10 protein-coding genes are annotated in these 11,279 nt (G+C 41.0%); 8 read left to right on the top strand and 2 right to left on the bottom strand.

Annotation, left to right across the window (positions count from 1 at the left end):
- Positions 1 to 32 precede the first annotated feature (32 nt).
- Both ACPBEH_RS07475 and ACPBEH_RS07470 read right to left on the bottom strand, forming a co-directional pair.
- Positions 33 to 977 carry a DUF1002 domain-containing protein gene (locus ACPBEH_RS07475; protein ID WP_424348769.1) on the bottom strand — a complete coding sequence of 315 codons (945 nt, stop codon included), beginning with the start codon at positions 975 to 977 and terminating at the stop codon, positions 33 to 35.
- A 99-nt stretch (positions 978 to 1,076) separates the two neighbouring features.
- Complete coding sequence (locus ACPBEH_RS07470) at positions 1,077 to 2,225, bottom strand: VanZ family protein (protein WP_424348768.1); 1,149 nt, start codon at positions 2,223 to 2,225, stop codon at positions 1,077 to 1,079.
- A gap of 267 nt (positions 2,226 to 2,492) precedes the next feature.
- Here ACPBEH_RS07470 and ACPBEH_RS07465 point away from each other — a divergent pair, with 267 nt between their 5' ends.
- The 8 genes from ACPBEH_RS07465 (at position 2,493) to arcC (ending at position 11,277) form a co-directional block, all read left to right on the top strand.
- A complete protein-coding gene (locus ACPBEH_RS07465; protein ID WP_016264355.1) occupies positions 2,493 to 3,773 on the top strand; it encodes an adenylosuccinate synthase in 1,281 nt (426 codons plus the stop codon).
- A 170-nt stretch (positions 3,774 to 3,943) separates the two neighbouring features.
- Positions 3,944 to 5,254, top strand: a complete 1,311-nt coding sequence (locus ACPBEH_RS07460; protein WP_016264356.1) for an NCS2 family permease — start codon at positions 3,944 to 3,946, stop codon at positions 5,252 to 5,254.
- Positions 5,255 to 5,378: 124 nt separating this feature from the next.
- Positions 5,379 to 5,837, top strand: coding sequence for a DUF2975 domain-containing protein (locus tag ACPBEH_RS07455; RefSeq protein WP_112217499.1), 459 nt, complete (start codon positions 5,379 to 5,381; stop codon positions 5,835 to 5,837).
- 74 nt (positions 5,838 to 5,911) lie between these two features.
- Positions 5,912 to 6,574 (top strand): class A sortase, encoded by a 663-nt coding sequence (locus ACPBEH_RS07450; RefSeq protein WP_271893277.1) that lies wholly within the window; start codon positions 5,912 to 5,914, stop codon positions 6,572 to 6,574.
- Between the two features lie 205 nt (positions 6,575 to 6,779).
- The gene (ptcA, locus tag ACPBEH_RS07445) at positions 6,780 to 7,811 is read left to right on the top strand and encodes a putrescine carbamoyltransferase (protein WP_424348767.1); all 1,032 of its coding nucleotides are present in this window, start codon (positions 6,780 to 6,782) and stop codon (positions 7,809 to 7,811) included.
- Positions 7,812 to 7,850: 39 nt separating this feature from the next.
- Positions 7,851 to 9,212 (top strand): APC family permease, encoded by a 1,362-nt coding sequence (locus ACPBEH_RS07440; protein WP_424348766.1) that lies wholly within the window; start codon positions 7,851 to 7,853, stop codon positions 9,210 to 9,212.
- 16 nt (positions 9,213 to 9,228) lie between these two features.
- On the top strand, positions 9,229 to 10,326 hold the full coding sequence (aguA, locus tag ACPBEH_RS07435) for an agmatine deiminase (RefSeq protein WP_424348765.1): 1,098 nt from the start codon (positions 9,229 to 9,231) through the stop codon (positions 10,324 to 10,326).
- Between the two features lie 15 nt (positions 10,327 to 10,341).
- A complete protein-coding gene (gene arcC, locus ACPBEH_RS07430; protein WP_424348764.1) occupies positions 10,342 to 11,277 on the top strand; it encodes a carbamate kinase in 936 nt (311 codons plus the stop codon).
- The last annotated feature ends 2 nt before the right edge of the window (positions 11,278 to 11,279 follow it).

Raw genomic sequence — 11,279 nt, 5'->3', positions numbered from 1 at the left:
GTTCGTCAGGCGTTTTTGTGTGTTGTTAATCATTATCCAAATAGGTTTTTAAAGAAGTTACCAATACTATCGAATAATTTTTGAATGAAGTTGCGGTTACTTTCAGTGTTTAATTTATCGAAGACATTCTTAGCATTACTTTGAATGTTATCCATTAATTTACCGGCTTGGTTCTTAAAATCATCTGATTTAAGCGCACCAGAATCTTGAATTTTAACGAGTAAGTTAATAATTTGTGTTTTTTGGTTATCATTGATAATTGTTGTGAGGTTATTTTGTTCTAATTGGTTATTAACGATATTGGTAATTTGGTTAACAGTTAGGTTATCACCCTTGTTAGCCATATCTTTCTTGGCGCCTGTTACGGCGTTATTAAGTTGTGAATCAGTATAACCGCTAGTGCCCTTGTTGGCTTGGGTAATATCGCTGAGGGTACTCATTTCATCTTGGGCAGCGGTGACTTGTGATTGGTTTAAGGTGTCGCCATTTTCTGCGAAAGCAGCGTAAACACCGGCGAGCGCACCAGAACCGTCAATTGGGATGGCAGAAGTGACATAGATGGTAGCGTTCGTAACACCAGCGGTTAATGCGGCATTTTTATATTGGTTCGCCGTAATTGTTGTGATATTGTTCTTACCATTAAAATCGACGATTTTGACGTTAATCCCGGTATTGCTGTTATTCTTTTGAATCAACGCACTAGAATAAACGTTGGAATTCGCGTTAAAAGTTTGTTGATTTTGATCAAGATATTTCACGAGGGTCGAACCGGTTACCGTTAATTCATCAGAATCGGTGATGTTAGCGGCGTTTTGAAGGGTCGAGAGTGTTTCTGATTTTTGCGTACTTGAAAGGCTTGTTCCGAGTGTTGCGACTGGTTTATCCCAGGTATTACTGTCGGCAAAAACGCTGTGGGCGCTGAGGCCTAAAATAGCCGTCATGACGATTGGGAGAATGTATTTGAGTTTATTAAACATAATCGTAAATCCTTTCTCAGATATAAGATAACTTCATTATAGCTAATTTAAGAGGGAAAGTATGTTAATTTGCTAGACCTTTAGAATTAATCCGTTTTTTTAATTATTTTTTAAAGGATGCGTAGCTTGTGGCTGAATCAGACTCATTTCGTGGGTTTTCGTTAACTTCTCATAAAAGAGTTGGGGCTTTTTGAAAAGCCATGATAGTAGGAAGTTACCCGTAAATAAGACGGGCGGTAAGGCAGCCAGGCCACCTAGTAGAAGATAGATATCTAAATGGGTTTGGCCGCTAGCAACCAAGGCATCAATGGTGATGCGCCATAGTTGGAAACTAGGTAGGATAATAAAGAACAGTAAAAATTGGCGACTGAATATCCGCCAAGCAACGGCATTGTTAGCAGTAATTTTTAATCGCAAAATAGCTTTGCCGGGTGTTTGACCGCGCCAGATGACGGGCAGTAGGACGAAGTAGAGCCCATTTTCTAAACAATAGTAGAAAACGTCATTACCAAAAGTTGGTAGTTTTAATAAACGCCAACTCGCTGTGACAATTATGCCAATTAGTGTTAGGAGACAATAGTCGATTCCCAGTGCTAATAAGCGGCGGAGATAGCCAACTTTTTGCCCATTGATGTAGGCCGCTTGATCAAGTGCATCGCGGGTCGGCAAGAAATAGGTTAATAAGGGTGCTAAGCCAAAGCCGATGAGCCCACCACTTGTGTTTAGCAGTAAATCATCAACGTCGAATAACCGATATGGTCGAGGGTAAATACCGTAGAGTCCTGACAGTTGGGTTAATTCGAAGAATAATGAGAGGCCAAAACTCAATAATAGGGTTTGTTTGAATGACGTCCGGAAGAAGTAACGGAGATAAACACCAAAGGGGATGGTTAAAACGATATTAAAGAGCGGTTGAATCGTCGCGGCTTGTTTAAGCGTTGCAAGATAGGTTGCCGGTTGATTCCAAACCCAGTGTGTCGTGTTAATAAATTCGCGGACAAAAGTAAACGGCACTAGATTATAACGCGGCGTTGTCAAATGAGCGACGACTGATTTTGGTGGTAAGGGGAGTATAATAAGACAGTAGGCGGCTAATAGATAGAAGATAAAGCTGTAAATAACGAGGCTCCGCCAAAAGGTTATTGCGCCAAAACGCCGGTAATGATAGATTAAAACCGGAATTGTGAGGGCGATTGCGACAAACGGAAAAATGGTCGCTGCGGTGATGATATTATCGAGATATAACATTAGGCAACTCCTTGAAAGATTAAGATGGTTTAATTGTAGAGGGACAGTGAATAGATGTCAAAACGATAATTATTGTTCGTATTTAAAGCGCTGTTTTAAGATGATGTAATCATCATTAAGATTTAAAACGTTAATTGGGTAGTGTTTATTAATAAAGTTCGTGTTTTAAGTTGATTTCAAATAGCTGAGTTGGTACAATAGCTTTTGTGAGTTTAGTACTTAAATATCAAGTTAAGTCAATTAACTTGAATAAAGGGGTTTATTCATATGACATCTGCAGTAGTAGTTGGAACACAATGGGGCGACGAAGGTAAGGGGAAAATCACCGACTTTTTAGGTCAGAATGCTGACGCAATCGCTCGTTATCAAGGTGGAGACAATGCAGGCCACACCATTAAATTAGGCGAAGATACTTATCATTTACAATTAATTCCATCTGGGATTTTTAACAGTGACAAGGTCAGCGTCATCGGTAACGGGGTTGTGGTTAACCCTAAATCACTTGTTGGCGAATTACGTGGTTTAGCTGACAAGAATGTGGATACAAGTCAATTGAAATTATCAGATCGGGCCCACGTCATCTTGCCTTATCACATTAAGCTAGATAGCTTACAAGAAGCTGCTAAGGGTGATCAAAAGATTGGGACGACTAATCGTGGGATCGGCCCAGCTTATATGGATAAAGCTGCCAGAAGCGGCATTCGCGTGGCTGATCTATTAGATAAAGAGTTATTTGCAACTAAATTAAAACAAAACTTAGCTGAAAAAAATGCCTTATTTACAAAGATTTATGAAGTTGAAGCTCTAGATTTCGACTCAATTTTTGAAGAATACTACCAATATGGTCAAGAATTAAAACAATATGTTTGCGATACATCTGTTGTTTTAAATGATGTTTTAGATCAAAAGGGCAACGTCTTATTCGAAGGGGCCCAAGGTATTTTATTGGATATCGACCAAGGGACTTATCCATTTGTAACTTCTTCAAATCCTGCCGGTGGCGTTTCAACTGGTTCAGGGGTCGGTGCTTCACGGATTGATGAAGTGGTCGGGGTTGCTAAAGCTTATACATCACGTGTTGGTGATGGCCCATTCCCAACTGAATTATTCGATGAAACAGGCGATTTCATTCGCCAAGCAGGCCACGAATACGGCACTGTTACAGGACGTCCGCGTCGAATTGGTTGGTTTGATACAGTTGTGCTTCGTCATTCTAAACGGGTGGCTGGTTTAACCCAACTTTGTTTAAACTGTGTTGATGTTTTAACTGGTTTGAAGACGTTGAAAATCTGTGTCGCTTACGAATTAGACGGTGAACGCATCGATCGTTACCCAGCAAGCTTGAGCGAATTAGCACGTTGTACACCAATCTATGAAGAATTACCTGGTTGGGATGAAGATATTACTGGCGTTAAGACACTTGAAGAATTACCAGTCAACGCGCGTCGGTATGTTGAACGCTTGCAAGAATTGGTTGATTTACCATTAGCCACATTTGCGGTTGGTCCCGATCGTGATCAAACAAACATTTTAAAAGCAATCTGGTAAGCACAGCCTAAAAAAGGGTACAAAAAAAGAGAATGCAAAGTTCGTTTTCGAAACGCGTCGTTAAACGCGCCAACAAACTTTCATTCTCATGGGTTTGGCACCAGTCAGTATTATACACACATTACCACTAAAAAGATAGTGGGAAAATTAGTTGTTTTAGAGGAGTTATTATGGAAAAAGTAAGTCGGTTCTTCGGTATCGAAGAACAACATTCAACGGTCCAACGGGAAATTCTAGCCGGATTCACCACGTTTATTTCAATGGTTTACATTTTATTTGTTAATCCAAGCGTTTTGGGTGCTTCAGGGATGGATAAAGGGGCCGTTTTCGCGGCGACTGCTTTAGCCAGTGCCATCGGGTGTTTCTTGATGGGCTTGTACGCTAAATATCCAATCGCAACAGCCCCCGCACTTGGGATTAACGCGTTTTTTAGTTATTCAGTAGTCATTGGGATGGGTGTTTCATGGCAAACAGCACTCGCAGGTGTGTTTGTCGCTTCATTGATTTTCATGGTAATTACCATTTTCAAATTACGTGAAATTATTATTGATGCGATTCCGCGCGATCTTAAATTAGCAATTTCGGCCGGGATTGGGATGTTTGTGGCTTTTATCGGCTTACATGGTGGTGGTTTAATCGTCGCCAATAAATCAACAGTCGTGGGTCTTGGGGACTTCTCACAAGGCACGACTTGGTTAACAGTTTTTGGCTTGATTATTACAATTATTTTAATGGTTAAAAAAGTACCAGGTGCGATTTTTATCGGAATGGTCTTAACTTCTATTTTAGGGGCCGTAACGGGTTTAATTAAGTTACCAACTCATTTTGTCGCCGCCGCACCTAGTTTAAAACCAACATTCCTAGCTGGTTTGAATCATGTTGGAGACATTAATACGGTTCAAATGTGGGTGGTTGTCTTGACGTTCTTATTAGTGACGTTCTTCGATACAGCGGGCACATTGGTTGGTTTAGCTGAACAAGCTGGTTTCATGAAGGATAACAAGATGCCACGTGTTGGGAAAGCCTTGATGTCAGATTCTTCAGCAATGTTGGCTGGTTCACTCTTGGGGACATCACCTGTTGGGGCCTTCGTCGAATCATCAGCCGGGATTGCCGTTGGTGGTCGGACTGGTTTAACAGCAGTGGTTACCGGGATTTTATTCGTCTTCAGTTTATTTTTCTCACCACTTTTAACGGTGGTTACGTCACAAGTAACGGCGCCTGCGTTAGTAATTGTTGGGGTCTTAATGGCGCAATCATTGAAGAAAATTGACTGGGAAAAATTGGAAATCGCGATTCCAGCCTTCTTAATTGTTTTGGGGATGCCGTTAACTTATAGTATCTCAGACGGGATTGCTTTAGGGTTTATCGTTTACCCAATCACGATGATTACGGCTGGTCGTCGTAAGGAAATTCATCCAATTATGTACGTGCTCTTTTTCGTATTCGTAATCTTTATGTATATTCTAAACGTCGGTTAATCTGACTTAGCGGTTGGTCCTGTGGATCAGCCGCTTTTTTTGTTTCTTAATTTTTGGATAAAGGCGCGGCGTTTAAATTGTTTATTTGGTGTGAATCGCTTAAATTAAAGAGGAGGTGAGTGACATGAAAATTCAAATCCTATTTTTGAAATTAGTTTGTGGCTTAGCCAGTTTACCGCTAATCTTTATCGGGTTGATTGGGCCACGGTTAACGCATAAAATCGCGCAGAACTTCCCCCAAATTCCGGGAGGTTTATGGTTGGTTGTGCTCTTGGTTTATGGCTCATTAATTTTAGCACTCTGGGGATTGTATCAACTCCAACGAATTTTACGTGAAGTCGATTTAGTGGGTCACTTTGGCCAGCAGACACAGCGAGCACTCCGCCAAATCCAAAAAGTCGCTAGCATTAATGGCGCGGCTTACCTCTTGAGCCTGCCATTATTTTATTTAATCGCAGTTAGACAAGCGACACCGGGCGTGATGTTGATTGACTTAGGGTTAGTGGTTATCTCAATGGCAATTGCGATTACTGCTAATTTATTTCGAAATTTAATGCATCCGGCAATTATTGTGGAAAAATAAGTTCTTTTAAAATGAGCAACCGCTTTGAGATGTGATACAATAAAATAAATCAGTAGTAAAGGGGATAAATTGTTGTGCAAAAAAAGACGAAGAACCGGCTTATTAATAGTCTGCTAGCACTCTTATTGCTCATTGGTTTAATACTTGTTTTTATTGGCCCAATTCGCAATCAAATGGTTAAATCAATGGCTAACCACCGGATGAATACGGTGACGGCCGCTCAAATTAAGAAGAATCAACATAAAAAAGCAAATTTTGACTTTAATAGTGTTAAAACACTCGATACGAAGCAAATCGTCAGCGCCGCCGTTAAGGGCGATGTGATCGTTTTAGGGAAGGTCGCGGTTCCGAGCGTCGGCATTGCGTTGCCGGTCATGAAGGGCGTCTCAGAAGCGACAATGGCCCAAGGCGGTGGTACGATGAAGCCCGACCAGAAGATGGGCGCGGATAATAACTATGCCTTAGCTGGCCATTCATTTACCAACATCTTTTTACCACTGGAAAATGTTAAAGTCGGCGATATGGTTTACCTAACCGATTTACAAAACGTCTATTCATACCGCGTAAACGTTAAAAAGTCGATTGCCCCTGAAGAAGTCAAAGTAATCGATGATGTCCCAGGACATAAAATGGTCACCTTAATTACCTGTGATCAAACGGTTCGTCGTTGGTGCGTCCAAGGTGAATTAGTGAAGACTGAAAAAGCCAATAAAACCAACTTAAAAGTATTTGGCTAATTAAAAAACAAAGACCTCAGTGTGGTAAATACCGCAACTGGGGTCTTTTTGTGTGCTGTTAAAAGGATGTATTTTGTTCCGCAAAATGGAACAAAATACACAACGATATCGTCTAAACCGATAGTCACCAAACCTATTTCAATTTGGCCGTGAAAAAATTATATTGTAAGCGTAGTCAAAAGAGATTAATTAGGAGATGGCCAATATGAAAAGAGATTTTATCGATACAAAGGATTATACACAAGCAGAAATTCAATATTTAATTGATTTAGGATTGCAAGTTAAAAAGGATATCAAAGCTGGTGACTATCCACAATTATTAAGCAATCGCACATTAGGGATGTTATTCGAAGAATCATCAACTAGAACGCGAGTATCATTTGAAACAGCAATGACCCAACTTGGTGGACACGCCCAATATTTAGCACCTGGTCAAATTCACCTTGGTAGTGCTGAAAGTGAATCATTAGGCGACACCGCAATTGTTTTATCACGATTGGTTGATATCTTGATGGCCCGCGTCGCAACTCATGACACAATCGAAACAATTGCGAATGCTGCCACAGTACCTGTTTTGAACGGGATGACTGATTACAATCACCCAACACAAGAAATCGGCGATATCATCACAATGGCAGAACATTTACCAGCTGGTAAGAAGTTAAGCGATTGTAAAGTCGTTTTCGTCGGGGATGCCACACAAGTCTGTGTTTCATTAATGTTTGTCGCTACTAAGATGGGCATGCAATTCGTTCAATACGGACCAAAAGGCTATCAAATCAAACCAGAAACCTTAGCAATCGGTCAAAAGAATGCCGAAGTTTCAGGCGGCAGTGTTTTAATCACAGAAGATGCCGATCAAGCTATGAAAGATGCTGACTTTGTTTATACCGATGTTTGGTACGGTTTATACGAATCACCACTTTCATATGACGAACGGATGGCAATTTTTTATCCTAAATACCAAGTTAACGATGAATTGATGGCTAAAGCTGCTAAACATGCTAAATTCATGCACTGTTTACCAGCTAACCGTGGCGAAGAAGTGACAGATAGTGTTCTTGATTCAGACGCTTCAGTTGCTTGGGACGAAGCTGAAAACCGTTTGACAGCCATGCGCGCATTACTTGTTTATCTCATGTCCCCAATTATCGATTATTCAGATGACACATTAAACAACTTAAAAGATTCAGTATTAAAAGACTTATTAAATAATCGAATCGATTCAACCAAATAGTCAGTAGACAATAGTTGATTAATAAATGAGGGTGACAATATGGAAAAGAAAAAGTTTAAACTATTTGATGCCGTATTAATGTCAGTAGTCGTTGTCTTAGTCGTTGAATCGGCTGCACCAGCTGCTGCAATCGGACCATCACAATTCTTCTGGTGGGGTGCCTTATTACTGCTTTTCTTCTTACCGTATGGCCTAATTTCTGCGGAATTAGGGACGACATATGATGATGAAGGCGGCATTTATGACTGGGTTAAACGGGCCTTTGGTCGCAAATGGGGCGGAAGAGCAGCCTGGTTATACTGGATTAATTTCCCCATCTGGATGGCAAGTTTAGCTGTCTTATTCAATGAAGTGCTAGCACAAATTTTTCAGATTAAGATAGCGACGCCTGTTGGGATCATTATTGAACTCGTCTTTATCTGGCTTGTCACACTCATTAGTTGTTATCCAATTGCTGATAGTAAATGGATCTTGAATTTAGCGGCGGTTGCCAAAGTGGTTATCATGCTTAGTGTAGGGGCACTTGGAATCTATCATGCTGCTACGCAAGGGTTAGCTAATGATTTCTCTGGGACAGCGATGTTGCCTAAGTTTGATGCGACAAGTCTTGGGTATATCTCAGTCATTTTGTTTAACTTCTTAGGTTTTGAAGTGGTTGCAACAATGGCTAGTGATATGGAAAATCCCAAGAAACAAATTCCCCAAGCTATTATTTGGGGCGGCGTCTTGATCGCGGTCTTCTACTTATTCGCTGCTTTCGGGATGGGCGCTGCAATTCCAAGCAGTCAACTATCGACATCCGGTGGCTTAATGGATAGTATTTTATTATTGGTTGGACATCATAATTGGTTCGTGGTTTTAATCGGCATTCTCTTTATGTACACGCTAGCGGCTAACTTGATTTCGTGGTCGGCCGGCGTTAACTATGTTGCATTATATGCTGCTAAGAATAATGATTTACCACGCATTTTCCAAAAAACGAGCGCAAAAAATGGGATGCCAGTTGGGGCAACGTTCTTAAACGGCATTATCGCAACGATTTTAGTAGTCGCCGCACCGTTTATTCCGAATCCCAATATTTTCTGGGCCTTCTTCTCACTGAATGTGGTCGCTTTACTAGGATCATATATGTTGATGTTCCCATCATTTTTGAAACTTAGAAAGATTGATCCAGATCGCAATCGGCCTTTTAAGATTCACGGTAATGCAATGGTTATTCGTTTGATGACTTATGTGCCACTAGTTTTATTGGGTTTAACCTTAATCTTAACGGCGGTCCCATTAAACGGCAGTCACGCAGAATTAAATAGTAAGTTACCAATCCTAATTGGGACGATTGTTACTATCATTATTGGAGAAATTTGTATCAGACACGCTGAAAAACAAGTTGATCAGAAATAGAAAGGAAGTTAGTACTATGAAAACATTACAAACATCGCCTAAAAAAGACGGTTACCGCATGCCCGGTGAATTTGAAGCCCACAAAGGCGTATATCTTTTATGGCCAGAACGACCAGATAATTGGCGTGAAGGGGCTAAACCAGCGCAAGCAACTTTTGCCAAAGTCGCTGAAACAATCGCTCAATTTGAAAGTGTGACCGTTGGCGTTAGTGATCGTCAATATACAAATGCCCGTCACATGTTGGCTGATAATATCCAAGTTGTTGAAATGTCGAATAACGATTCCTGGATTCGTGATTGTGGGCCAACATTTGTGGTTAATGATAAAGGCGACAGTCGGGGTGTTGACTGGACATTTAACGCTTGGGGTGGCCTTGTTGATGGCTTATATTTTCCATGGGACAAGGATGACCGCGTTGCTCAAAAGGTTTGTGAAATCGAAGGTCGCGATCGCTATCGCTTGGACGATTTCGTGTTGGAAGGTGGTTCAATCCACGTTGATGGTGAAGGCACATTACTCGTAACGGAAGAATGCTTATTATCTGACGGCCGTAATCCACAACTTTCAAAAGATCAAATTGAAAGTATTTTGAAAGAATACCTCAATGTTGAAAAGATTATTTGGTTGAAAAAGGGTATCTACCTAGATGAAACAAACGGTCATGTTGATAACATCGCTAATTTCGTCAAACCAGGTCAAGTCGTATTAGCTTGGACAGACGATCAATCAGATCCACAATACGCAATTTCAAAAGAAAACTATGACATGCTGATCAATGAAACGGACGCTAAGGGTCGCAAATTACAAGTTGAAAAATTATACTTGCCAAAACCAATTCTGATCACGGAAGCTGAAAGCCAAGGTGTTGATACAGTTGATGGGACGTTACCTCGTTTAGCAGGTGACCGATTAGCTGCTAGCTACGTTAACTACTACACTGCAAATGGTGGAATCGTCTTCCCATTATTTAATGATCCAATGGATGCAAAAGCACAAGAAACACTTCAAAAATTATATCCAGATCGCAAGATTGTTGGTGTGCCAGCCCGCGAAATCTTATTAGGTGGCGGTAATATTCACTGTATCACTCAACAAATTCCTGCCGGTCGTTAGAATAGGGGTCTAGTGATGGTAAAAATCGTAGTAGCGCTTGGCGGCAATGCTATTTTAGCAAACGATGCCTCCGATACAGCACAAAAAAAGGCAGTCAAAGCAACTGTCAAAGAATTAATCAACTTTGTTGAAAATGGGGATCAACTAATCATTACACACGGCAACGGTCCACAAGTTGGGAATCTATTGTTGCAACAACAAGCAGCTGATAGTGATAAAAATCCTGCAATGGCTTTAGACACTTGCGGTGCAATGACTCAGGGGAGTATTGGTTATTGGTTCCAAAATGCAATGCAGGAAGAATTAGCGCTCAGAAAAATTGATAAGAGCGTGGTGGCGATGGTGACGCAAACCATCGTAGCAGCTGATGACCCGGCATTTCACCAACCCACTAAACCAATCGGTCCTTTTTACGAAGAAGCAGCGCTTACAGGACTTCAAGAAAAGCACCCTGATTGGCAAATGATGGAAGATGCCGGCCGTGGCTATCGACGCGTGGTACCTTCACCCCAACCTGTTGAAATTAAGGAATATCCTGCAATTAAAAAAGTGATTGAAGCTGGTATTATTCCAATTATCTCTGGCGGTGGCGGCATTCCCGTTGTTAAATCTGGTGACCAATTAATTGGAACCGAGGCTGTGATTGATAAGGACTTCAGTGCCGCTAAAATTGCGGAACTTATTGATGCCGATCAATTAATTATTTTGACCTCTGTTGGCGGTGTGTTCTATCGCTTTGGAAAGCCAGATCAAGAAGAGATTTTTGATGTTACCGCTAAAGAAATTCAAAAGCATATTGATGCCGATGAATTTGCTAAGGGCAGCATGATGCCTAAGGTCAAAGCAGCTGTTCAATTCGTTAAAAAAACCGGTAATCCGGCCGTGATCGGTGCATTAGATGATGTTCGCCAAATTATCACAGGCGATAAAGGAACCGTTATTCATCAGTAGTT

Origin of the sequence: Latilactobacillus parasakei, from assembly GCF_049674265.1 — a bacterium.
Taxonomy (GTDB): domain Bacteria; phylum Bacillota; class Bacilli; order Lactobacillales; family Lactobacillaceae; genus Latilactobacillus; species Latilactobacillus sakei.
The sequence above is the reverse complement of the archived record's forward strand: the minus strand, read 5'-3'. Positions and strand labels throughout refer to the sequence as shown.